The sequence below is a fragment of the Streptomyces sp. 5K101 genome, from assembly GCF_046506645.1.
In the GTDB taxonomy this organism is placed as follows: Bacteria; Actinomycetota; Actinomycetes; order Streptomycetales; family Streptomycetaceae; genus Streptomyces.
This window is the reverse complement of record NZ_JBKFFO010000007.1, coordinates 322,819-347,354: the sequence shown is the minus strand read 5'-3', so window position 1 is coordinate 347,354 and position 24,536 is coordinate 322,819. Positions and strand designations below refer to the sequence as shown.

The following is a 24,536-nucleotide window of genomic DNA, read 5'->3' as shown; positions in this document are numbered from 1 at the left end:
CTCCTGTTTCCCCGGCCGTCTGGCGATCACACCCCGCGCGCCGTTCCCCGGCGTGATCCCCGCCTCCTCCGGCCTTCCCCCATCCGTCCCGGAAGCCCGTTCATCCGGCGTGCCCGTACCATGGGAGGAGCCGTGGCGTGTCCGCCCGGCGGGCGTACCAGGAAAGACGCCGCATCCCACGATCGAGAGAAGCGCCAGCCAGCATGCCCACGCGCCACGACATCCGTAACGTCGCCATCGTCGCCCACGTCGACCATGGCAAGACCACCCTGGTCGACGCCATGCTGAAGCAGGCCGGTGCCTTCGCCGCGCACGCCGCCGAGCAGCTCGACGACCGGATGATGGACTCGAACGACCTGGAGCGTGAGAAGGGCATCACGATCCTGGCCAAGAACACCGCCGTGAAGTACCACCCCAAGGACGGCGGGGCCCCGATCACCATCAACATCATCGACACCCCCGGCCACGCCGACTTCGGCGGCGAGGTCGAGCGCGGCCTGTCGATGGTGGACGCGGTCGTCCTCCTCGTCGACGCGTCCGAGGGCCCGCTCCCGCAGACCCGCTTCGTGCTGCGCAAGGCGCTCGCGGCCAAGATGCCGGTCATCCTCTGCATCAACAAGACGGACCGCCCGGACTCCCGGATCGCCGAGGTCGTCGACGAGACGTACGACCTCTTCCTGGACCTGGACGCGACCGAGGAGCAGATCGAGTTCCCGATCGTCTACGCGTGCGCCCGTGACGGCGTCGCCTCGCTGACCAAGCCGGAGGACGGCACCGTCCCGGCCGACAGCGACAGCCTGGAGCCGTTCTTCAGCACGCTCCTGGAGCACGTCCCGGCCCCCGAGTACGACGAGGCCGCCCCGCTGCAGGCGCACGTCACCAACCTCGACGCCGACAACTTCCTCGGCCGTATCGCGCTGCTGCGCGTCGAGCAGGGCGAGCTGCGCAAGGGCCAGACCGTGGCCTGGATCAAGCGGGACGGCACGATCTCCAACGTACGCATCAGCGAGCTGATGATGACCGAGGCGCTCACCCGCAAGCCCGCCGAGGTGGCCGGCCCCGGTGACATCTGCGCCGTCGCCGGTATCCCGGACATCATGATCGGTGAGACGCTCGCCGACCCGGAGAACCCGATCGCGCTGCCGCTGATCACCGTCGACGAGCCCGCCATCTCCATGGTCATCGGCACCAACACCTCGCCGCTGGTCGGCCGGGGCGGTTCCGGCAAGGGCGCGGACGCCAAGGCCGCGGTCAAGGACCGCAAGGTGACGGCCCGTCAGGTCAAGGACCGCCTGGACCGCGAGCTCATCGGCAACGTCTCGCTGCGCGTGCTGGACACCGAGCGCCCGGACGCCTGGGAGGTGCAGGGCCGCGGTGAGCTGGCGCTGGCGATCCTGGTCGAGCAGATGCGCCGCGAGGGCTTCGAGCTGACCATCGGCAAGCCGCAGGTCGTCACCAAGGAGGTCGACGGCAAGGTCCACGAGCCGGTCGAGCGCATGACGATCGACGTGCCCGAGGAGCACATGGGCGCCGTCACCCAGCTCATGGGCGTCCGCAAGGGCCGCATGGACAACATGTCGAACCACGGCTCCGGCTGGGTGCGCATGGAGTTCGTCGTCCCGTCCCGCGGGCTGATCGGCTTCCGTACGGAGTTCCTGACCAACACCCGCGGCACCGGCATCGCCCACTCGATCCACGAGGGCCACGAGCCGTGGTTCGGCGCCCTGCAGACCCGTAACAACGGTTCGCTGGTCGCCGACCGGGCCGGCTCGGTCACGGGCTTCGCGATGACGAATCTTCAGGAGCGCGGCGTTCTCTTCGTGGAGCCGGGCACCGAGGTCTACGAGGGCATGATCGTCGGCGAGAACTCCCGCTCGGACGACATGGACGTGAACATCACCAAGGAGAAGAAGCTCACCAACATGCGCTCCTCCACGGCCGATGTCGCGGAGTCGATCGTCCCGCCGCGCAAGCTCTCGCTGGAGCAGTCCCTGGAGTTCTGCCGCGACGACGAGTGCGTCGAGGTGACTCCGGAGGCCGTGCGCATCCGCAAGGTCGTCCTCGACCAGAAGGAGCGCGGCCGCGCCGCCTCGCGTGCCAAGCACGGCTGACCCAGCAGGTCCTGACGAACGGCCCGGCCCCCCGCAGACACTGTGGGGGGCCGGGCCGTTCGTCAACTCTTTTTAACGGTCCGAGTGTCCGCATATCGGCCGTCGCTCTCCGGAACATGTGTTAACGGTCCGTTTCGGGGGTGTCTGTCTGTGCTCGCTTTGTCCGGATTTCGATCTGTGGACACCTGCTGATGTTGTCAAAACGAGACCCTTTAAGTGTGGTTTACCGCCCGGACGTACTTAATAGTTGGCTCCGTTGAGCTCGGGTCAATGGGTCACGCGCTGTGGGGAGCGCCGACTCACGAGCACACTAGGGGCATTGACACAGCGCCGTCAGGGGTGTCGGCGCAGCTTCCAGTGCCCTTCTTGTAGTGACAAGTGGACTCATGAGGAGGAACCCATGCGCGGTGCCAAGAGCGCCAAGTGGGTCGCGGGGGCGATCGTCGTCGCCCTGTCGGCGACTGCCTGTGGCGGCAGCGACAGTGGCTCGGAGAAGAACAACGCCTCGGGCAAGCCCGCGGGCTACGTCTCGATCGACGTCGGTGAGCCGCAGAAGCCGCTGATCCCGGCAGACACGAACGAGACGCTCGGCTCGTACGTGATCCAGTCGCTCTTCACCCAGCTGCTGGACTTCGACGCCAAGGGCAACATCGTCTACACGAACGCCGAGTCCGTGGAGACGACGGACTCCAAGACCTGGACCGTGAAGCTCAAGTCCGGCTGGAAGTTCCACAATGGCGAGGCCGTCACCGCGCAGTCGTACGTGGATGCGTGGAACTGGTACGCCAACGTCAAGAACCAGCAGCAAAACAGCTTCTGGTTCAGCGACATCGCCGGCTACGCCGACGTGCACCCCGAGAAGGGTGAGCCGAAGTCCGACAAGATGTCGGGTCTGAAGGTCGTGGACGACACCACCTTCACCATCGAGCTGACCGAGAAGGTCCCGTACTTCAACTACAAGCTCGGCTACGCGACGTTCGCCCCGCTGCCCAAGGTCTTCTACGACGACCCGAAGGCGTTCGGCCAGAAGCCGATCGGCAACGGCCCGTACAAGTTCGAGAAGTGGACCCACAAGAAGCTCATCCAGGTCGCCGCGAACCCTGACTACCAGGGCCCGAACAAGGCGCAGAACAAGGGCATCCAGTTCAAGAACTACGCGACCGTCGAGGCCGCGTACCAGGACGTCGTCTCCGGCAACCTGGACATCATCCGCCAGGTCGGCCCGACCGACCTGCCGAAGTACAAGCAGGACCTCGGCAACGGCGCCATCGAGCAGCCGTACGCGGCGATCCAGACGCTCGTCCCGGCCTTCTACACCGCGACGTTCAAGGACATGGACCCGAAGGTCCGCCAGGGTCTGTCCATGGCGATCGACCGTGAGACGATCACCAAGACCGTCCTGAACAACACCCGTACCCCCGCGACGAGCTTCACGCCGCCGCAGGTCAAGGGCAACCAGGACCTGGGCACGGACGTCTTCACGTACAACCCCGCCAAGGCGAAGCAGCTGGTCACCGAGGGCGGCGGCGTCCCCGGCAACAAGATCATGATCCAGTACAACGCCGACGGCGGCCACAAGGAGTGGGTGACCGCGGTCTGCGAGTCCATCCGCAAGGCGACCGGTGTCGACTGCGTCGGCGACGCCAAGCCGGACTTCGCCACGGACCTCGAGGCCCGTGACAACGACCAGGTGAAGTCGATGTACCGCGGTGGCTGGGTGGCCGACTACCCGGTCAACGTGAACTTCATCAAGGAGCTCTACAACTCCAAGGCCGAGGCGAACAACGGTCGCTTCAAGGACGCCGAGATCGACAAGATGATGGCGGAGGCCGACAAGGCCAGCTCCCTGGAGGAGTCCGTGAAGGGCTACCAGGAGGTCGAGAAGAAGCTGCTCGAGAAGATGCCGGCGATCCCGCTGTGGTACTACCGCATCAACGGTGGCCACGGCAAGGGCGTCGACAACGTCCAGGTCGACTTCCACGGCGACCTCGAGCTGACCGGAGTCACCGTCAAGTAAGCGCCACGCGCTTGACGGGCCCAATCCCCACTCGGCCATCACCCGCCGCCGTCGGTCATCCGGCGGCGGCGGTTGTCCGGGGGCACCCTGCTGCACTCAGAGCTGCCCCCGGGCGTGTCAACCCCTCACGGAGGCACCTATGGGGCGCTACGTCGCACGACGACTGCTCCAGATGATCCCGGTGTTCATCGGGTCAACCTTTCTGATCTTCGCCATGATGTTCGCGCTCCCCGGAGACCCCGTCAGAGCGCTCATGGGAGACCAGGCGTTCGATCCGGCGATCGTCGCCTCGATCCGCAAGGATCTCGGTCTCGACCTGCCCCTGTGGCAGCAGTACCTGAACTACCTCGGGGGCCTGCTGCAGGGCGACTTCGGTACGGAGATCGCCAGCCAGCGCCCCATTGCCGACATCATCGGCCAGGCCTTCCCGGTCACCATCCGGCTGACGCTGTTCGCCTTCAGCTTCACCGTGATCGTCGGCATCACCCTCGGCATCGTCGCGGGTCTGAAGCCCGAGTCGGTGCGCGACCGCGGCCTGCTCGGCCTCACCCTCGTGCTGATCTCCATGCCCTCCTTCGTGCTGGGCTACCTGATGCAGTACCTGTTCGCCTTCCAGTGGGGGCTGACCACGCCGACCGTGCAGGACTCCGAGAGCTTCGGCGACCTGCTGCTGCCGGCCATCGTTCTCGGCTCGCTCTCGCTCGCGTACGTGGCCCGTCTGACCCGTACGTCGATGGCGGAGAACCTGCGCGCCGACTACATGCGCACCGCCGTCGCCAAGGGGCTGCCGCGGCACCGCATCGTCGGCGTCCACCTGATGCGCAACTCCCTTGTCCCGGTGGTCACTTTCCTCGGCACCGACATCGGCAACCTCATGACGGGCGCGATCGTCACCGAGGGCATCTTCAACGTGCAGGGCGTCGGTGACGCCATCTACGAGGCGCTGTTCCGCCGCGAGGGTGCCACGGTCGTCGGCATCGCCTCGCTGATCGTCCTCGTCTACCTGCTCGCCAGCCTGCTCGTCGACCTGCTCTACGCGGTCCTGGACCCGAGGATCCGGTATGCCTGAGAAGACCGCCGCCACCCCGGCGTCCACCGCGACCGCCGAGACCACCACCGCCGCCGCGCCGGACACCGCGCTCGCGGTGAGCGGTCCCAAGCCGGACAAGGCGCGCAGCCTGTGGTCCGACGCCTGGCGCGACCTGCGCCGCAACCCCCTGTTCCTGGTCTCCGCCGCCCTCATCGTGCTGCTGCTGACGATCGCGGCCTTCCCGAGCCTGTTCACGTCGGCCTCGCCGCGTGACGCCGACCTCGCCAACCACTTCCTGCAGGCCCCGAACTGGGGCCACTTCTTCGCCCCGGACTGGTTCGGTTACGACGGCCAGGGCCGTTCCATCTACGCGCGTGTCATCTACGGCGCCCGCGCCTCGATCATCGTCGGCGTCGGCGTCACCGCGCTGGTGAGCGTCCTCGGCACGATCGTCGGCATGCTGGCCGGCTACTTCGGCGGCATCACCGACACCCTGCTGTCGCGGCTCACCGACATCTTCATGGGCATCCCGTTCATGCTCGGCGCCCTCGTCGTCCTCACCAGCTTCGAGAAGCGCGCCATCTGGGTCGTCATCCTCGCCCTGGTCTTCCTCGGCTGGACGCAGATCGCCCGTGTCGCCCGCGGTGCGGTCATCACCATCAAGCAGGCCGACTACGTCGTGGCGGCCAAGGCGCTCGGCGCCTCGACCACCCGCATCCTGTTCAAGCACGTGCTGCCCAACGCGCTCGCCCCGATCATCGTCGTCGCGACCATCGCGCTCGGCGGCTACATCGCGGCCGAGGCCACGCTGTCCTACCTCGGTGTCGGCCTCGCCGAGCCGACCGTGTCCTGGGGCGTGGACGTCTCCAGCGGCCGCGAGCAGCTGCGCAACGCGCCGTTCGTGCTGATCATCCCCTCGGTGATGGTCTCGATCACGGTGCTCTCGTTCCTCATGTTCGGCGATGCGGTACGCAACGCCCTCGACCCGAAGATGCGCTGAGGGAGGCGTACGTGACGACCATCGACAAGACGGCGGACGCCCCCGCACCCCGGGACACCGGGGCCTACGAGGGCCATCTGCTCGAAGTGCGCGACCTGCACGTGGAGTTCCACACCCGCGACGGTGTCGCCAAGGCCGTGAACGGCGTCAACTACAGCGTGGACGCGGGCGAGACGCTCGCCGTCCTCGGTGAGTCCGGCTCCGGCAAGTCCGTGACGGCCCAGGCCATCATGGGCATCCTCGACATGCCGCCCGGCCGCATCCCGCAGGGCCAGATCTTCTTCCGCGGCCAGGACATGCTCACCATGTCCGCCGAGGAGCGCCGCAGGATCCGCGGCCGGAAGATCGCCATGATCTTCCAGGACGCGCTGTCCTCGCTGAACCCGGTGCTGTCCGTCGGCTACCAGCTCGGCGAGATGTTCCGGGTGCACCAGGGCCTGTCCAAGAAGGAGGCCCGGGCCAAGGCCATCGAGCTGATGGACCGGGTGAAGATCCCCGCGGCCAAGGCCCGCGTGGGCGACTACCCGCACCAGTTCTCCGGCGGTATGCGCCAGCGCATCATGATCGCCATGGCCCTGGCCCTCGAGCCGGACCTGATCATCGCCGACGAGCCGACCACCGCCCTGGACGTCACCGTGCAGGCGCAGGTGATGGACCTGCTCGCCGAGCTCCAGCGCGAGTACAACATGGGCCTGATCCTGATCACCCACGACCTCGGCGTCGTCGCCGACGTCGCGGACAAGATCGCGGTCATGTACGCGGGCCGGATCGTCGAGACCGCCCCCGTCCACGAGCTCTACAAGCGGCCGGCGCACCCCTACACCCGGGGTCTGCTGGACTCGATCCCGCGCCTGGACCAGAAGGGCCAGGAGCTCTATGCGATCAAGGGCCTGCCGCCCAACCTGCTCAAGATCCCGACGGGCTGCGCCTTCAACCCGCGCTGCCCCAAGGCGGACGACATCTGCCGCACCGAGATCCCGGCCCTCGCGCCGGTGACCGAGCAGGACGGCACCGAGCTGCCCGGCCGCGGCAGCGCGTGCCACTTCTGGAAGGAGACGATCCATGGCTGAGCTGAGGAAGACGGACGAGGCCGTGGACGCGACTCCCAACGTCACCGAGGTGGAGACGGTCGACGCCGCCACCACCCAGGAGGCGGTGGCGGCGATCGAGGCCCCGGTCCAGCGCGGTGAGCCGATCCTGCAGGTGCGCGACCTGGTCAAGCACTTCCCGCTGACCCAGGGCATCCTCTTCAAGAAGCAGGTCGGCGCGGTCAAGGCCGTGGACGGGGTCTCCTTCGACCTCTACCAGGGCGAGACGCTCGGCATCGTCGGCGAGTCCGGCTGCGGCAAGTCCACGGTCGCCAAGCTGCTGATGACGCTGGAGAGCGCCACCGCGGGCGAGGTGTTCTACAAGGGCCAGGACATCACCAAGCTGTCGGGGCGCGCGCTCAAGGCCGTGCGCCGCAACATCCAGATGGTGTTCCAGGACCCGTACACCTCGCTCAACCCGCGTATGACGGTCGGTGACATCATCGGCGAGCCCTTCGAGATCCACCCCGAGGTGGCCCCGAAGGGCGACCGGCGCCGCAGGGTGCAGGAGCTGCTGGACGTCGTCGGGCTCAACCCCGAGTACATCAACCGCTATCCGCACCAGTTCTCCGGCGGACAGCGCCAGCGCATCGGCATCGCCCGCGGTCTCGCGCTCAACCCCGAGATCATCATCTGCGACGAGCCGGTCTCCGCGCTCGACGTGTCGGTGCAGGCGCAGGTCGTCAACCTGATGGAGAAGCTGCAGGACGAGTTCAACCTGTCCTACGTCTTCATCGCGCACGACCTGTCGATCGTCCGTCACATCTCGGACCGCGTCGGCGTCATGTACCTCGGCAAGATGGCCGAGATCGGCACCGACGTGCAGATCTACGACCACCCGACGCACCCCTATACCCAGGCGCTGCTGTCGGCCGTCCCGGTGCCCGACCCCGAGGCCCGCGAGGGTCGCGAGCGGATCATCCTCACCGGTGACGTCCCCTCGCCGGCCAACCCGCCGTCGGGCTGCCGCTTCCGCACCCGCTGCTGGAAGGCCCAGGACAAGTGCGCCACCGAGGTGCCGCTGCTGGCGGTCCCCGAGCGCTTCCAGGGCTCGGACTCCCCGGCCGCGCACGAGTCGGCGTGCCACTTCGCCGAGGAGAAGGACGTCGTCCACGCGGTGCACTAGTCATCCGCGCATCCGAGGGCCCCGTCTGCCGCACCGCGGCGGGCGGGGCCCTCTCGTACGCGGATTCGACCGCCACCCCGGCCGGATTCCGGGGCGCCGGAGGGCGTCGACCGGCCCGGGCGTGGACGCTGCCTCGGATCCGCTTTGGGGTGATATACGGTCCTAAGTCATGCCGAGGACACGGGAGGAACCCCCATGCGTCGAGCCACGCACGCCAAGTGGGCCGCATGCGCGGTCGTCGTCGCCCTGGCGGCCGCGGGCTGCGGCGGCGGGACCGAGGGCGGAGGCAGCGGCGCCAACGGGATCGTGAAGTCCTCCTGGACCGACCCGCAGAACCCCCTGGAGCCGGCCAACACCAACGAGGTGCAGGGCGGCAAGGTACTGGACATGATCTTCCGCGGCCTGAAGCGGTACGACCCGAAGACCGGCGCGGCCAGGGACATGATGGCCGAGAGCATCGAGAGCACCGACTCGAGGAACTTCACGGTCACCCTCGAGGAGGGCTGGACCTTCAGCAACGGCGAGAAGGTCACGGCCAGGTCGTACGTCGATGCGTGGAACTACGGCGCCCACCTCAGGAACAACCAGAAGAACGCCTACTTCTTCGGCTACATCGAGGGTTACGAACAGGTCCACCCCGAAAAGGGCGAGGCCACCGCGGAGACGATGTCCGGGCTGAAGGTCGTCGACGACCTCCGCTTCACGGTCAGGCTGAGCCAGAAGTTCTCCACCTGGCCCGACACCCTCGGTTACGCGGCCTTCGCCCCGCTGCCCCGCGCCTTCTTCGAGGACCACGACGCCTGGATCTCCCAGCCGATCGGCAACGGACCGTACACCCTGAACTCCTACCAGAAGGGCTCCATGGCGCAGCTGCGCCGCTGGGACGGGTACAAGGGCCCGGACAAGGCGAAGAACGGCGGCATCGACCTCATCGTCTACACCGACAACAACACCGCCTACACGGACCTGATCGCGGGCAACATCGACCTCGTCGACGACGTCCCGGCCGCCCAGCTGAAGAACGTCCGGGCCGACCTCGGGGACCGGTACATCAACGCACCGGCGGGCATCCTCCAGACCATCGCGTTCCCCTTCTACGACAGGGCGTGGAACACCCCGGACGGGGCCAAGGTGCGCACCGGGCTGTCGCGGGCCATCAACCGCGAGCAGATCACCGACACGATCTTCCAGAAGACCCGCACCCCCGCCAAGGACTGGACCTCCCCGGTGCTCGGCACGGAGGGCGGCTTCGACGACACCCTGTGCGGCGACGCGTGCGCGTACGACCCCGCGGCGGCCAAGCGGCTCATCCAGGAGGGCGGCGGCATCCCCGGCGGCCAGGTGAAGCTCACGTACAACGCGGACACCGGCTCGCACAAGGACTGGGTCGACGCCGTCTGCAACTCCATCAACAACGCCCTCGGCAACGACAGGGCCTGCGTCGGCGCCCCCGTCGGCACCTTCGCGGACTTCCGCAACCAGATCGGGGACAGGAAGATGCCCGGCCCCTTCCGGGCCGGCTGGCAGATGGACTACCCGCTGATCCAGAACTTCCTGCAGCCGCTCTACTACACCAACGCCTCCTCCAACGACGGCAAGTGGACCAACGAGAGGTTCGACGACCTCGTCGACCGGGCCAACGCCGAGACCGACCAGGCCAGGGCCGTCGAGATCTTCAAGGAGGCCGAGCGGGTCGTGCGGGACGAGATGGCCGCCATCCCGCTCTGGTACCAGAACGGCAGCGCCGGCTACTCGGAGCGGATCTCCCACGTCGCCCTGAACCCGTTCAGCGTCCCCGTCTACGAAGAGATCACGGTCGGCTGACGGCGGAAGCCGACCGGCCCGGCGCACCGCGCGCGCCGGGCCGTCCCCCTTCCCACGACGACCCCAGGAGCGCCTCATGGGCCGCTATGTGATCCGGCGTCTGCTGCAGATGGTCCCGGTCTTCTTCGGCACCACGCTGCTGATCTTCCTGATGGTCAACATCATGGGCGACCCCATCGCCGGCCTCTGCGGCGACCGGCAGTGCGACCCCGCCACGGCCGCCCGGCTGCGCAAGGAGTTCGGCCTCGACAAGCCCGTGTGGCAGCAATACCTGACCTACATGGGCAACCTCTTCACCGGAGACTTCGGCACCGCGTTCAACGGGCAGAAGGTCACCGAGCTGATGGCCGACGCCTTCCCGGTCACCATCCGGCTCACCCTCGTGGCCGTCTTCTTCGAGATCCTCATCGGCATCACCCTCGGCGTCGTCACCGGGCTGCGCCGCGGCCGCCCGGTGGACACCGGCGTCCTGCTGATCACCCTGGTGGTCATCGCCGTGCCGACCTTCGTCACCGGTCTGATCGTCCAGCTGCTGCTCGGCATCAAATGGGCCGTCATCGACCCGTCCGTCTCCTCCGACGCCCGCCTCGACGAACTGATCGTGCCCGGACTGGTGCTCGCCTCGGTCTCCCTCGCGTACGTCACCCGGCTCACCCGGACCTCGATCGCCGAGAACTCGCGTTCCGACTACGTCCGTACGGCCAAGGCGAAGGGCCTTCCCCGCGGGCGGGTCATCCGCCGCCACCTGCTGCGCAACTCGCTGATCCCGGTCGTCACCTTCATCGGCACGGACGTCGGCGCCCTGATGGGCGGTGCCATCGTCACCGAGCGCATCTTCAACATCCACGGCGTCGGCTACCAGCTCTTCCAGGGGATCCTCCGGCAGAACACCCAGACCGTCGTCGGCTTCGTGACCGTGCTCGTCCTCGTCTTCCTGCTGGCGAACCTGCTCGTCGACCTCCTGTACGCCGTGCTCGACCCGAGGATCCGGTATGCCTGAGCAGCAGCCCTTCGACGACAACGCCATCGCGTCCACGGGAGCGGGCGGCGGAGCCGACCTCGCGATGAGCGAGGGGGAAACCCTCGAGAGGGCGCCGGGTGGCCCGCACGGCGCCGGGCCGTCCGGCAAGCCGCGCAGCCTGTGGTCCGACGCCTGGCGCGACCTGCGGCGCAACCCGGTCTTCGTCGTCTCCGCCCTGGTGATCGCCTTCCTGGTCGTCATCTCCCTGTGGCCCTCCCTGATCGCCTCGGGCAACCCGCTCTCGTGCGATCTCGCCAGGGCCCAGGAGGGCTCGCAGCCCGGCCATCCGTTCGGCTTCAACGGGCAGGGCTGCGACGTCTACACGCGGACCGTCTACGGCGCCCGGACCTCGGTCACCGTCGGCGTCTGCGCCACGCTCGGCGTCGCGCTGCTCGGCTCCGTACTCGGGTCGCTCGCCGGGTTCTTCGGCGGCTTCGGGGACGCGATCCTGTCCCGGCTCACCGACATCTTCTTCGGCATCCCCGTCGTGCTCGGCGGCCTCGTGCTGCTGTCCGTCGTGAACTCCACCACCGTATGGCCCGTCGTCGGCTTCATGATGCTGCTCGGCTGGCCGCAGATCTCCCGTATCGCCCGCGGCTCGGTCATCACCGCCAAGCAGGACGACTACGTGCAGGCTGCGCGGGCCCTCGGCGCGTCCCACAGCCGCATGCTGCTGCGGCACATCGCGCCCAACGCCGTCGCACCCGTGATCGTCGTCGCCACGATCGCCCTCGGCACCTACATCGCGCTGGAGGCGACGCTCTCCTACCTCGGCGCCGGACTGAAGCCGCCGACCGTCTCCTGGGGCATCGACATCTCCTCGGCGTCCCCCTACGTCCGCAATGCCCCGCACATGATGCTCTGGCCGGCCGGGGCGCTGGCGGTCACCGTGCTCGCGTTCATCATGCTCGGCGACGCGGTGCGCGACGCCCTCGACCCGAAGCTGCGTTAGGAGGTGTCAGCCGTGTCCGTCACCCCAGCCGCGCCCGCCGGGCCGGGGCCGCTGCTCGACGTACGGGACCTGCACGTCGAGTTCCGCACCCGCGACGGCGTCGCGAAGGCCGTCAACGGTGTCGACTGCACGGTCTTCGCGGGCGAGACGCTCGCCGTCCTCGGTGAGTCCGGCTCCGGCAAGTCCGTCACCGCCCAGGCCGTCATGGGGATCCTCGACATGCCGCCCGGCAGGATCGCGGGCGGCGAGATCCTGTTCAAGGGGCGCGACCTGCTGAAGCTGGGGGAGGACGAGCGGCGGAGGGTCAGGGGAGCCGAGATGGCCATGATCTTCCAGGACGCGCTCTCCGCGCTGAATCCCGTGCTCAGCGTCGGCGACCAGCTCGGCGAGATGTTCGTCGTGCACCGGGGCATGTCCCGGAAGGACGCCAGGGCCAAGGCGGTCGAGCTGATGGACCGGGTCCGCATCCCGGCCGCGAAGGAGCGCGTCGGGCAGTATCCCCACCAGTTCTCCGGCGGCATGCGCCAGCGCATCATGATCGCGATGGCGCTCTCCCTGGAGCCGGACCTGATCATCGCCGACGAGCCGACCACCGCCCTGGACGTCACCGTGCAGGCGCAGGTGATGGAGTTGCTCGCCGAGCTCCAGCGCGAACTCGACATGGGCCTGATCCTGATCACCCACGACCTCGGCGTCGTCGCCGACGTCGCGGACCGGATCGCGGTCATGTACGCGGGCCGGATCGTCGAGACCGCCCCCGTCCACGGCATCTACAAGTCCCCCGCTCACCCGTACACCCGGGGTCTGCTGGAATCGATCCCGCGCCTGGACCGGAAGGGCCGGGCGCTGTACGCGATCAAGGGCCTGCCGCCCAACCTGATGCGCATCCCACCCGGCTGCGCCTTCCACCCGCGCTGCCCGCTGGCCCGGGACGTGTGCCGCACGGACGAGCCGCCGCTGTACGAGGTCGACGAGGAACGCGGGAGCGCGTGCCACTTCTGGGAGGAGGCCCTGAATGGCTGAGGCGATCCTGACGGTACGCGGCCTGTACAAGCACTACCCCCTCACCCGCGGCGTCCTGTTCAAGAAGCAGGTCGGCGCGGTCAAGGCCGTCGACGGCGTCGACCTGGACCTGCTGGCCGGGGAGACGCTCGGGATCGTGGGGGAGTCGGGCTGCGGCAAGTCCACCCTCGCCAGGATGCTCGTGCACCTGGAGCGGCCCACGGCCGGCTCGATCCGGTACAAGGGCGAGGACATCACCAAGCTGTCCGGGCGCGCGCTCAAGGCCGTGCGCCGGAACATCCAGATGGTGTTCCAGGACCCGTACACCTCGCTCAACCCACGCATGACCGTCGGCGACATCGTCGGCGAGCCGTACGAGATCCATCCCGAGGTCGCGCCGAAGGGCTTGCGCCGGCAGAAGGTGCAGGAGCTGCTGGACGTCGTCGGGCTCAACCCCGAGTACATCAACCGCTATCCGCACCAGTTCTCCGGCGGACAGCGCCAGCGCATCGGCATCGCGCGCGGGCTCGCGCTGCGGCCCGAGATCATCGTGGCCGACGAACCGGTCTCCGCGCTCGACGTGTCGGTGCAGGCGCAGGTGATCAACCTGATGGAGAAGCTGCAGGACGAGTTCGACCTGTCGTACGTCTTCATCGCCCACGACCTGTCGATCGTGCGCCACATCTCCGACCGGGTCGGGGTCATGTACCTCGGGCGGGTGGTGGAGATCGGCAAGGACGCCGAGATCTACGACCACCCCACCCACCCGTACACCCAGGCACTGCTGTCGGCCGTCCCGGTCCCGGACCCCGAGGCGCGCGAGCACCGGGAGAGGATCATCCTCACCGGGGACGTGCCGTCGCCGACGAACATCCCCTCGGGCTGCCGGTTCCGCACCCGGTGCTGGAAGGCGCAGGAGCGCTGCGCACGGGAGGTGCCGCTGCTCGCCGTGCCCGCCCATCTGCGGACCGCCGAGGGACCCGTACAGCATCCGTCGGCGTGCCACTTCGCGGAGGAACGCCATGTCGTGCCGGGCGGGGACCGGCCGGACGGCGGCGGGACGACGCTCTCCACGTCCCCCTGACCCGCGGATCGGTGGGGCGACCGGCATGACAGGCCGTCGGAACGCGGCGCAAAGCAGGAGATACGCGCACCAAATGCGTTAACGCGCAGGCAACTTGACTGTCGCAACTCCGATATACGAACGCGTCACGCTGAACAGCGTACGGCCGTGCGGGTGCCGTTGGGCCGGCCGGGGTCTCGCCATGGGACCCCGGCCGGCCACCCGCCCGTTCCCGGCCACGTCGCGGTGGCTCGATTCGTGTCCTCGTCCGCCTTCCGGGGCCCGTTCAGGCCAGGCCCAGCGACCGCTTCAGGAAGTCCACCTGGAGCAGCAGCAGGTTCTCCGCGATCTGCTCCTGCGGAGTCATGTGCGTCACGCCCGTGAGCGGCAGCACCTCGTGCGGACGGCCCGCGGCCAGCAACGCCGACGACAGCCGCAGACTGTGGGCGACCACCACATTGTCGTCCGCCAGACCATGGATGATCATCAGGGGCCGGTTCGGCGTCTCGGCCACCGTCAGACCGTCGTCGCCGACCAGGGAGTTCGCGCCGTACACCTCCGGCTGCGCGGCCGGGTCGCCCAGGTAGCGCTCCGTGTAGTGCGTGTCGTACAGCCGCAGGTCCGTCACCGGCGCGCCCGACACCGCCGCGTGGAAGACGTCCGGCCGGCGCAGCACCGCCATCGCCGCGAGGTAGCCGCCGTACGACCAGCCGCGGATCGCCACCCGGCCGAGATCCAGCGGATGCGATCCGGCCAGCGCCTGCAGCGCCTCGATCTGGTCGTCGAGCGTCAGCGTGAACGCGTCCTTGACCGCCTTCTCCCAGGCGGGGGAGCGGCCCGGCGCGCCCCGCCCGTCCGCGACGATCACCGCGAAGCCGTGGTCGGCGAACCACTGGGAGGTCAGGTACGGGTTGTGCGCGGCCAGCACCCGCTGGCCGTGCGGCCCGCCGTACGGATCGAGCAGCACCGGCAGCGGGCCGTCCGACTCCCGGTAGCCGGTCGGCAGCAGCACCGCGCACGGAATCCGGTGCTCGCCCGCCTCGACGAGCCGCGGGCGGGCCGTGAGCACCGGCCGCTCCGCGTACGACACGACCTCCGCGACCTGCTTGCCGCCCCGCAGCACGCGCACGCTCGTGCCGCTCGCCCCGGTGACCGACGACGCGAGGACCGTGACCGGGCCCGAGCGGACGGCCGCGTGCACACCCGGCCCGTCCGAGACGCGCTCCACGCCCAGCTCGTTGACCCGGTACACGTGGATCTCGCCGATCTCCGGATCCGCGGCGTCCTCGCCCGCCGCCGCCGACACGAGCACATCGCTCTCGCCGATGTCGAGCACGGCGCGCAGCTGCAACTGCGCGCCCGTCAGCACCCGGTCGCCCACCACGAGCACCCGCGCGCCCCCCTCGTCGGCGATCCGCACCAGCCGCCCGCCGCCGAAACCGTGCGCGCCCGAGGACTCGGGCGCCCACGCGGGCACGCCGGGGAACAGTTCCAGCCACGCCGGATCCTCGTCCACGTGCACCGTCCGCGTGCCTCCCGTCTCCGGGTCGACCACCAGGTACAGCTGCGTGCGCTGGTCGCGGGCCTGCACGAGCAGCAGCGGCGGGCCGGAGGCCGACCAGTGCACGCGCGCGAGGTACGGGTAGCGGACGCGGTCCCAGGAGACCTCGGTGTGCCGGCCGTCCAAGGTGACGAAGTACAGACGGACCTCGGCGTTGGGCGTCCCGGCCGCCGGGTACGCGACCTCGGCCGGCTCCCGGTCCGGATGCGCCGGGTCCGCGATCCACCAACGCCGCACCTCCCGGTCGTCGGCGCGGGCCACGAGCAGCCGGTCGGACTCGGGCGACCACCAGAAGCCGCGCGAACGCGCCATCTCCTCGGCGGCGATGAACTCGGCCAGACCCCAGGTGACGTTCCGGTCCTCCGGTTCGGCCAGCGCGCGGTCCCCCTCGCCCTCGGCGCCCGTCACCCGCAGAGCGCCCCCGGCGACGTAGGCGACGTGCCGCCCGTCGGGGGAGGGCCGGGGGTCGATCACCGGCCCCGGAGTGGTCAGTTCGCGCGCCGTCCCGGCCCGCAGCTCGGCCGTGAACAGCCTCCCGGACAGGGCGAACGCCGCCAACTCGACCGCCTGGTCCACCGCGTAGCCGACGATGCCCGCCGACCCCTCACGGCTGCGCTCACGCCGCGCCCGCTCCTCGGGTGACAGGTGCTCGGCCGAGCCGCCGAGGAGGTCGCGAGGGTCGGCGGCCGGCCGTTCCGCGGGCGCGGCCCCGTCGAGGTCGAGCACCCAGAGCAGGCCGGTCCGGTCCGTGCCGGACGCCGACCGCAGGAAGACCACCCGCGAACCGTCCGGCGACACGGTGAAGGACCGGGGGGCGCCGAGCGTGAAGCGCTGGGTCCGCGCCGACTGACGCGGAAAGGAGAGCTGCTGCGTCGCTGTCATGGCACCGAACCTAGGGCACCGGAGCCGCGCTTGTGCGCCCCCCTTTGCTGCCGTGCACCGATCGATGCGTGGGCACGGATAGTTATGATCCGTAGCGCAAGGTGGGTAAGAACCCTCCGGGCACATGCAACTGGACCGTCCCGACCGAATATCTGTGGAGGTGAACCGCCGTGGCACTCTCGATTTCGGCGGTGGTGCTGCTGGCGATCGTCGTCTTCCTGCTGATCCGGAAAGCCGGATTGAAGGGCGGACATGCGGCGGTCTGCGTGTTGCTCGGGTTCTACCTCGCCAGCTCCTCGGTGGCTCCGACGATCACGGAGCTGACCACGAATGTGGCGGGAATGATCGGGGGCATCAAGTTCTGAGCAGGCCTTTCGGCACGGGGGCCTAGTCTGTCCCGTATGAAGGATCACCGCACCCGTCGTCTGCTCCTGGTGCACGCGCACCCGGACGACGAGTCGATCAACAACGGCGCCACGATGGCCCTGTACGCGGCCTCCGGCGCGCAGGTCACCCTGGTGACCTGCACCCTCGGCGAGGAGGGCGAGGTCATCCCGGTCGATCTCGCCCATCTCGCGCCCGACCGGGAGGACCGGCTGGGCCCCCACCGCGCGGGCGAACTGGCCGCCGCGATGAAGGAGCTGGGCGTCACCGACCACCGCTTCCTCGGCGGCCAGGGCCGGTTCCGTGACTCGGGAATGATGGGCGTCGAGCAGAACCGCCGCGAGGGTGCGTTCTGGAACACCGAGGTCGACGAGGCCGCCGCACACCTCGTGGAGATCATCCGCTCCGTGCGCCCCCAGGTGATGGTGACGTACGACCCCGACGGGGGATACGGGCACCCCGACCACATCCAGACGCACCGCGTCGCGATGCGCGCCGCCGAGCTGGCCGCCGAGCCCGCCTACCGGCGCGACCTCGGCGACCCGCACACCATCGCCAAGATCTACTGGAACCGGGTCCCGCGGTCGGCCGCCGCGGAGGGATTCGCGCGGCTGCGCGCCGCCGGGGCGGACTTCCCCGGCATCGCGGAGATCGCCGACATTCCGGGCGTGGTGGCGGACTCCGAGATCACCGCGGAGATCGACGGCACCGCGTACGCGGAGCGCAAGGCGGCCGCGATGCGCGCGCACGCCACCCAGATCGCCGTGGACGGCGCCTTCTTCGCCCTCTCCAACGACCTGGGGCAGCCGCTGTTCACCACCGAGTACTACCAGTTGGCCGTCGGGACCTCCGGAGCGCCGGCCGGCGAGCGCGAGCACGACCTCTTCGCGGGGCTCGCGGAGGCCGGGGTTCGGGATGAGCTCGCGGGAAACGCGGCATTTGGGAAGGTCTCACGAGGTGAGGATCCTGAGGGAACTTCGGGGGTGACCACATGAGTGGAACAACCGGAAAGGGCGGAACGCGCGGGCGGGCCGACACGACAGGGAAGAGCGGAACGCGCGGGCGGGCCGGCGCGACCGGCAGGAGCGACGCGAAGGGGCAGGGCACAGCGGCCGGTTCCGGCGGGACGACCGGGCCGGGCGGTGGGCACGGGCCGGGCGGTGGTGCCGCCGGGTTCTTCCCCGCCCGCCCCCCGCGGCCCGGCCGAGCCGTCGCGTACGTCGGTCTCGCGCTACTCGGCGCTGTCGTCGGCATCGCGGGCTCGCTGGTCCAAGGTGCCTGGTTCCCGGGCGGTTTGGCGCTCGCGCTGGCCGCCACAGCCGCCTTGTTCTACGGCTCGCTGCGCGCGACCGGAGGCCAGCTCGGGGTGGCCGCGTCCGCTGTCGGCTGGCTGCTGTCGATCGTCGTCCTCAGTGTCGGACGGCCCGAGGGCGACGCCATGTTCACCTCCGGGATCGCGCCGCTCGTCTACATGCTCGGCGGCATGGCCACCGCTGTGATCTGTGCCACCATGTCGCGGCTGTCGCAACCGGGCGGCGGGCCGGGCCGACTTGGCGGGTAGCCGCAGCCCGTACCCCCAGCACGCAGCCGGTTCGGCGGACCCCTAGGGTGGGTCGACCGGCGGGCCGGGAAGTCCCTGAACCGGCCGTGCCCGTACGGCCCGCCGTAGGGCCGCCGGGGGCCGCTTCCCGCGGTCCCCGGGTGTGCGTCGGCGGTGGCCAGTATGGTGGTGCGCGCCGCCGAGCCGCCCGCAGCAGTAGCTGTCCAGTAAGAACGGGCGGCGAAGCCAACCGGGAGAACCTGCTTTGAGTCGTGAAACTGACAGTTCGTCCTCCGGCCCGCAGGGGCGCGGTGGAGCCGCGTACCCCTCGGGAACACCGCCGTACGGATCCCGCCAGTATCCGTCGCTGCATCCGACGCAGGACGCTCCGGACGAGGGCGCCGGCGCCGCTTTCCCGCGGCAGCCGGAGGAGAAGAAGACCGAGACGACGCTGACGACGCGGATCCGGATCAACATCCCGGGGTCACGGCCGATCCCGCCCGTCGTGATGCGTACGCCGATGAGCGACGTCGACGCCGCCGGGCGGAACGGGGCGTCGGCCGACGCCGATGCCGACACCGGATCGGGGGAGGGCGAGGGCGAGCGCACCAGCAGCATCCCCCGGCCCAGCGCGGCCCAGGAGACGGCTCAGGCTCCGGCTGCCGAGGGGAAGCCCGCGGCGAGCGACTGGTTCGCACCGCGCAAGCCCGCGAGCCCGGCACCGGCGCCGCAGGGCGGTCCGGCGGGCGGCGGTTCCGCGAACGGCGGGCCCAAGGGGCCGGGCGCCGACGACGGCGCTCCTCGCACCTCGGCACTCGCGGCACTCGCCGAGGACGCCGCCGTGCCTCCGCTCCCCACGCGCCCGCGCGGCGGCAACGGCACGCCTCCCGGCATGGGCACCCCGTACTTCCCGGACGGCCCCCGTCCCGCCACCGGCGGCGCGCCCGGCCCGAACGGATCCGGCGTGCCCGGCCCGAACGGTCCGAACGGCCCTGGTGGCGGGCGTGGCCAGGCGGGCCCCGGTCAGGAGGGCCCCGGCCGGGGCGGCAACAGCTTCGCCCCCGGCCGCAACACGCCCCCGCTGGGCGTACGCCCGCCGGGGGGACCGGGTCTTTCCGGGCCGGCGGGCCCCACGTCCGGCCCCGCCACCGGCACGATGGCGCCCGGCGGAATGCCCGGCGGCGCGCCCCGGATGTCCGACGACACCGCGGTGCTCACCCCGCAGAGGCCCGCGCCCGGACCGGGCCCCGGCTACGTCTCCGGCGACACCCTGACCAGCGGCATTCCCGTGGTCCCCGAGGAGCACCGCTCCCCGTTCCCGACGCTGGGCGACCCGCACGGGCCGGACCCCGAGTTCTCCGCGCCGGAGTTCCCGGCCGGCTCGGGCGGCGGTCCGGCGGGCCCGGCCGGACCCGTCTCCGCCGCGGAGCCGCGGCCGGCGCCCCGGCCCGCGCCCGCGCCCGCGAAGAAGGGCCGCTCCAAGCTGGCGCTCGTGGGCGCCGGCGTGATCGGCCTGCTCGGCATCGCGTACGGCGCCGGTCTGCTGCTCAACCACTCGGACGTGCCGAAGAGCACCACCGTCCTGGGGGTCGACATCGGCGGCGGCACGCGGGACGAGGCCGTCAACAAGCTGGACGCGGCGCTCGGCGAGCGGGCCAGGACGCCGCTCCAGCTCTCGGTCGGCGGCAATAAGGCCGAACTCGCCCCGGACCTGGCGGGCCTGTCCCTGGACAGTCAGGCGACCGTGCGCGCCGCCGCGGGCAGCGACTACAACCCGGTGTCGGTGATCGGTTCCCTCTTCGGGGGCGAGCGCGTCGCCGAGCCGGTGATCCTCGTCGACGAGGAGAAGCTCAGCGTGGCGCTCGCGGATCTCGCGGGCACCTCGGGTTCGGCCGCGGACGGCACGATCCGTTTCGAGCCGGGCAAGGCGGTCGCCGTGCCCGGCAAGGCGGGCCAGTCCCTGGACGTCGGCCGCTCGATGATCTCGGTGAAGGACGCGTACCGCGCGCAGGTCGAGACGGGCAGGCCGAACGTGGTCGAACTCCCGGTGGCCACCCGCGAGCCGACGATCACGCAGGCGGAACTGGACCGGGCCATGAAGGAGTTCGCGCAGCCCGCCATGTCCGGCCTGATCACGATCAAGGCAGGTGACAAGTCGATCCAGTTCGGACCGGCGAAGTCCCTGCCGAAGATCCTCTCCATGAAGCCGATCGACGGGAAGCTGGTCGAGGTCTACGACAAGCGGGCCATCGAGGAGCTGCTGGACGGTGTCTTCGACGGCGTCATGATCACCAAGGGCGACGGCAAGCAGCACGAGGTGTCCGCCGACGACGTGGCCCAGGCGATGGGGCCGGCTCTGCGCGGCAAGACGCCGGCGGAGCGGACGGCCGTGATCTCGCTCGACCCGAACTGAGCGGCCTGAGCGAATAGCTGGTCGAAGCCCCTGCCCGAGTCCGGGCGGGGGCTTTGCCGCGTGCGGGGGCGCGACGCCGGCCGCGGGGCTCGTGCCGGTTCATAACCGTTGTCGCGCATGTCCTGAAATCCCGTGGCCCAAAAGGGAGTTGGTCCGACATGTAGGGTGACGGGCCGTGAAGTGAGGGATGTTCCTCCGTTCGTGAAGAAAACCGTGTCCAACCTCTTGCTACCGGCGGTACGTCGCTCATACGTTCCCTGTCCCCCCCACATGGAACGTCCAGCCGCGGTGAACCCCCGGCGGACGTCGACAAGGAGGACTGGCACCACGTGAAGACACGAACTGCCGCCGCCCTGATGGCGATCCCCCTCGCCATGGCCGCACTGCCCGCCACCGCGGAGGCCGCGACCCCATCGAACGACCCGCTGGTCGAGGTGGTCCGCGCCACCGGCAAGGCCGTCCCCGGTCACTACATCGTCACCCTCAAATCCGGTACGAGCGCCGCAGGGCTGGCCCGCCTCGCGGGTGTGCGGCCGCAGCACACCTACGACGCCGTCATCGACGGCTTCGCCGCCAAGCTCACTCCCGGTCAGCTGACGGCCCTGCGCAAGCACCCGTCGGTGACGCGGATCGAGGAGGACCAGGTGGTCCGGGCCGGCGCCACCCAGAACAACGCGACCTGGGGCCTGGACCGCATCGACCAGCGCACCCTGCCGCTGTCCACCACGTACGGCTACACGACCACGGCCTCGAACGTGACGGCGTACGTCATCGACACCGGCATCGACCCGGGCCACCCCGACTTCGGCGGCCGGGCCGCGATCGCCTACGACGCCACCCTCGAAGGCACCGGCCTGGACTGCAACGGCCACGGGACCCACGTCGCCGGCACCATCGGCGGCTCCGCCTACGGCGTGGCCAAGGGCGTCAAGCTGCGCGGCGTACGCGTCCTCAACTGCGCCGGCCTCGGCACCAACGCCGACGTGATCGAGGGCATGGACTGGGTCCGCACGCACGCGGTCAAGCCGGCCGTCGCCAACATGTCCCTCGGCGGCGGCTTCTCCGCCACCGTCAACAGCGCGGCCGCCAACCTCAACAACTCGGGTGTCTTCCTCGCCGTCGCGGCGGGCAACGACGGCGAGGACGCCTGCCAGACCTCGCCGGCGAGCGCCTCCGGCGTGATGACGGTCGCCGCGTCCGACAAGACGGACACCGCCGCCTCCTTCACCAATCACGGCTCCTGCGTCGAGACGTACGCACCGGGAGTCGGCATCACCTCCACCTGGCTCCTCGGCCGCACCAACACCATCAGCGGCACCTCGATGGCCAGCCCGCACGTCGCGGGCGTCGGAGCGCTCTACAAGGGCGCCAAGGGCGACGCGTCCTCCGCCACGGTGAACAGCTGGATCATCACCAACGCCACCAAGGGTGCGATCAAGAACAACCCGGCGGGCACCCCCAACGTGCTCCTCTACAAGAACGCGCTCTGAGTGCACCGCCCGTTCCCGACCGGCCCGGCCACCACGGCCGGGCCGGTCCCGCGGCCCGGCCCGCCGTGGTGGATCTCCGCCCCGTCAGTTCAGCATCGCCCGTGCCGCCCGGGCCCGGGCCATGATCGCCTCGGCGGTCGGGGGATCCACCGCGGACACCACGTCCGCGTACGCCTCCATCTCCGCCGCGCCGGTGAGGAACTCGCCGCGCTGGACGAGCAGTTGGGCCCGCTCGTAGCGCAGCCGGGCCGGGTGGGCGGGGAGCAGGAGGAGCAGGTCGAGCGCCCAGAGGGCCACGTCCGAGCGCTCGGGGCGGGGCGCCGCCCAGGCCCGGATGTTGTTCAGGACGCGCGAGACCACCGCGAGCGGGTCCGCGGGCACCAGCATCGACGGGGTCAGCGGCGCGCCCGTCGTGCTCGCGACGAGGAGTTCCGTGTCCTGTGCCGTCAGCAGCCGGCCCGCGGCGAACGGGTCCGCGAGGACCTGCGCGTCCGCCTCGCCGAAGCCGACCACGAAGTGGCCGGGCAGGGCCACGCCGTACACGTGCCCGCCCGCCCGGCGGGCGACCTCCGTCCAGACGACCGACAGCAGGATCGGCAGGCCGCGGCGGCGGCGCAGCACCTCGTGCAGCAGCGAGGAGGCCAGGTTCTCGTAGTCCGCCGGGCTGCCGTGGAAGCCCTCCCGGCCGCCGAGCAGGTCCGCCAGCGCCCTCGCCCAGGCGCGGGGCGTCGTGAGCCCGTACGGCAGCATCCCCGCCAGGCGGTCCAGTTCGATCTGGGCCTCGTCGATGCCCGCCTCGTCCAGCGCGGGGTCCGCCTGCGTGCCGACGAGCAGGCACAGCAGGGCCAGGTCGGAACGTTCGGCGCGGGCCTCGTCGGCGAACCGCTCCCGCCAGGCCTGCCGCCGGGAATCGTGCTGCATACGCCTCTCGTACCCGTCTACGCCGCTCGGAAGTGGTGGTAGTGGTGGTGGACCGCGAAGCCCATGCCTGCGTAGAGGGCGCGGGCCGCCTCGTTGTCCGTCTCCACCTGCAGCCACGCGGCCGACGCGCCCTCCTCCAGTGCCCGGCGGGCGAGGGCCGCCATGACCGCCCTGGCGAGACCCTGACGGCGGTACTCGGGGTCGACCTCCACGGCCATGAAGCCCGCCCAGCGTGCGTCGACCACACATCGGCCGATCGCCGCGGGCACCTCCCCGGTGCCCGGCACGGTGGCGAACCACACCGAAGGGCCGCTGCCCAGGACCTGGAGCACATGGGGGCCCGGCACACCGGACCGCTGGTAGCGCCGCAGCCAGGTCTCGTCGACGGTGCGCGCCAGCTGCACCCGCGTGACGTCCGCGTCCAGATCGCCGACCGGCGCGAGGCCGCCGACCTGCGCCTCGGCCGAGACCTCGCGCCGCCAGCCGCGCTCCTCCAGCGCGGCGCACAGCTCCTCCTGTGTGCCCGCGGCGCCGGTCGCGGTCTGCACGTACGCCGGCAGACCGCGCCGCCCGTACCAGTCGCGCACCCGCTCCAGCGCCGCGTCGAGCTCCATCCCCGGGTCGCCGAGCGCCAGCACCGAATTGGCGCGCCGGGTGAAGCCGGACGACGCCCGCAGCTCCCAGTCCCCGAGCCGCTCGCTCTCCACCGGCTGCCACGCCCTGGCCATCACCCGCGCGAGCTCCTCGAAACCGGCCGCCGGACCCCTGCGCCGGGCCGGTGCCGCAGGCACGACCTTGCCCGCGACCAGGGACGATTCCGCGATGTGGACGACTTCGCCGGTCCGCCGTGTGATCAGCAGCACACCTCTGGTCCATGATGTGAGAACACCGACCGTGTCGGTGAAGGCGTGTCCCGGGCCGCCGGCCGCGTCCAGGGTCCGGACGGAGACTCGTTTCCCCACGTCATCAGGTGTAATACGGATATTGAGTCGTCCGCCGGCAGTGAATTCCACAGCTCTGCGAGCCCCTCCTGTTCGGATCGTTGCCAAGAACGGAGATACTAGGGGCGGGCATCGACGACGCCGCGCTCCCGCGCAAGCCAGCCCTTACC

At 70.3% G+C, this 24,536-nt stretch carries 19 protein-coding genes; 16 read left to right on the top strand and 3 right to left on the bottom strand.

All coding sequences use genetic code 11. The annotated features are described in order from the left end of the window. Positions 1-203 precede the first annotated feature (203 nt). From typA to ACLB9X_RS16795, 11 genes are all read left to right on the top strand, one after another. Positions 204-2,111, top strand: a complete 1,908-nt coding sequence (typA, locus tag ACLB9X_RS16845) for a translational GTPase TypA (protein ID WP_410361165.1) — start codon at positions 204-206, stop codon at positions 2,109-2,111. A 400-nt stretch (positions 2,112-2,511) separates the two neighbouring features. Continuing rightward, complete coding sequence (locus tag ACLB9X_RS16840; RefSeq protein WP_410361164.1) at positions 2,512-4,128, top strand: ABC transporter substrate-binding protein; 1,617 nt, start codon at positions 2,512-2,514, stop codon at positions 4,126-4,128. 139 nt (positions 4,129-4,267) lie between these two features. Continuing rightward, positions 4,268-5,197, top strand: a complete 930-nt coding sequence (locus tag ACLB9X_RS16835; protein ID WP_410361163.1) for an ABC transporter permease — start codon at positions 4,268-4,270, stop codon at positions 5,195-5,197. Then, positions 5,190-6,158: an ABC transporter permease gene (locus ACLB9X_RS16830; protein ID WP_410361162.1), complete on the top strand. Its 969-nt coding sequence runs from the start codon at positions 5,190-5,192 to the stop codon at positions 6,156-6,158. Before ACLB9X_RS16835 ends, ACLB9X_RS16830 begins: the two co-directional genes overlap by 8 nt. An 11-nt stretch (positions 6,159-6,169) precedes the next feature. Beyond that, the gene (locus tag ACLB9X_RS16825; protein ID WP_410361161.1) at positions 6,170-7,228 is read left to right on the top strand and encodes an ABC transporter ATP-binding protein; all 1,059 of its coding nucleotides are present in this window, start codon (positions 6,170-6,172) and stop codon (positions 7,226-7,228) included. Beyond that, positions 7,221-8,372 carry an ABC transporter ATP-binding protein gene (locus tag ACLB9X_RS16820; RefSeq protein WP_410361160.1) on the top strand — a complete coding sequence of 384 codons (1,152 nt, stop codon included), beginning with the start codon at positions 7,221-7,223 and terminating at the stop codon, positions 8,370-8,372. The genes ACLB9X_RS16825 and ACLB9X_RS16820 overlap by 8 nt, the downstream gene beginning before the upstream one ends. Positions 8,373-8,567: 195 nt before the next feature. Next, on the top strand, positions 8,568-10,196 hold the full coding sequence (locus ACLB9X_RS16815) for an ABC transporter substrate-binding protein (RefSeq protein WP_410361159.1): 1,629 nt from the start codon (positions 8,568-8,570) through the stop codon (positions 10,194-10,196). 76 nt (positions 10,197-10,272) lie between these two features. Further along, a complete protein-coding gene (locus tag ACLB9X_RS16810) occupies positions 10,273-11,196 on the top strand; it encodes an ABC transporter permease (protein ID WP_410361158.1) in 924 nt (307 codons plus the stop codon). After that, positions 11,189-12,169 (top strand): ABC transporter permease, encoded by a 981-nt coding sequence (locus ACLB9X_RS16805; protein ID WP_410361157.1) that lies wholly within the window; start codon positions 11,189-11,191, stop codon positions 12,167-12,169. The genes ACLB9X_RS16810 and ACLB9X_RS16805 overlap by 8 nt, the downstream gene beginning before the upstream one ends. 51 nt (positions 12,170-12,220) lie before the next feature. After that, a complete protein-coding gene (locus tag ACLB9X_RS16800; RefSeq protein ID WP_410361197.1) occupies positions 12,221-13,192 on the top strand; it encodes an ABC transporter ATP-binding protein in 972 nt (323 codons plus the stop codon). Then, entirely contained in the window at positions 13,185-14,255 is a 1,071-nt protein-coding gene (locus ACLB9X_RS16795) for an ABC transporter ATP-binding protein (RefSeq protein WP_410361156.1), read from the top strand. The genes ACLB9X_RS16800 and ACLB9X_RS16795 overlap by 8 nt, the downstream gene beginning before the upstream one ends. 265 nt (positions 14,256-14,520) lie before the next feature. On the opposite strand, the gene ACLB9X_RS16790 is transcribed toward ACLB9X_RS16795, so the two are convergent. Continuing rightward, positions 14,521-16,677: an alpha/beta fold hydrolase gene (locus ACLB9X_RS16790; RefSeq protein WP_410361155.1), complete on the bottom strand. Its 2,157-nt coding sequence runs from the start codon at positions 16,675-16,677 to the stop codon at positions 14,521-14,523. Between the two features lie 170 nt (positions 16,678-16,847). On the opposite strand from ACLB9X_RS16790, the gene ACLB9X_RS16785 reads away from it, so the two are divergent. The 5 genes from ACLB9X_RS16785 to ACLB9X_RS16765 all read left to right on the top strand — a co-directional run bounded on the left by ACLB9X_RS16785 (position 16,848) and on the right by ACLB9X_RS16765 (position 22,504). Beyond that, positions 16,848-17,042 carry a hypothetical protein gene (locus tag ACLB9X_RS16785; RefSeq protein ID WP_177150662.1) on the top strand — a complete coding sequence of 65 codons (195 nt, stop codon included), beginning with the start codon at positions 16,848-16,850 and terminating at the stop codon, positions 17,040-17,042. Positions 17,043-17,078: 36 nt separating this feature from the next. Continuing rightward, positions 17,079-18,056, top strand: a complete 978-nt coding sequence (mshB, locus tag ACLB9X_RS16780) for an N-acetyl-1-D-myo-inositol-2-amino-2-deoxy-alpha-D-glucopyranoside deacetylase (RefSeq protein WP_410361154.1) — start codon at positions 17,079-17,081, stop codon at positions 18,054-18,056. Next, positions 18,053-18,622, top strand: coding sequence for a DUF6113 family protein (locus tag ACLB9X_RS16775; RefSeq protein WP_410361153.1), 570 nt, complete (start codon positions 18,053-18,055; stop codon positions 18,620-18,622). Before mshB ends, ACLB9X_RS16775 begins: the two co-directional genes overlap by 4 nt. Positions 18,623-18,866: 244 nt before the next feature. Continuing rightward, positions 18,867-21,014 (top strand): hypothetical protein, encoded by a 2,148-nt coding sequence (locus tag ACLB9X_RS16770; protein ID WP_410361152.1) that lies wholly within the window; start codon positions 18,867-18,869, stop codon positions 21,012-21,014. A 329-nt stretch (positions 21,015-21,343) separates the two neighbouring features. Next, positions 21,344-22,504: a S8 family peptidase gene (locus ACLB9X_RS16765; RefSeq protein WP_410361151.1), complete on the top strand. Its 1,161-nt coding sequence runs from the start codon at positions 21,344-21,346 to the stop codon at positions 22,502-22,504. Positions 22,505-22,588: 84 nt separating this feature from the next. On the opposite strand, the gene ACLB9X_RS16760 is transcribed toward ACLB9X_RS16765, so the two are convergent. After that, positions 22,589-23,425, bottom strand: coding sequence for a transglutaminase-like domain-containing protein (locus ACLB9X_RS16760; RefSeq protein ID WP_410361150.1), 837 nt, complete (start codon positions 23,423-23,425; stop codon positions 22,589-22,591). Between the two features lie 17 nt (positions 23,426-23,442). Then, a complete protein-coding gene (locus ACLB9X_RS16755; RefSeq protein WP_410361149.1) occupies positions 23,443-24,438 on the bottom strand; it encodes a GNAT family N-acetyltransferase in 996 nt (331 codons plus the stop codon). Positions 24,439-24,536: the final 98 nt, after the last annotated feature.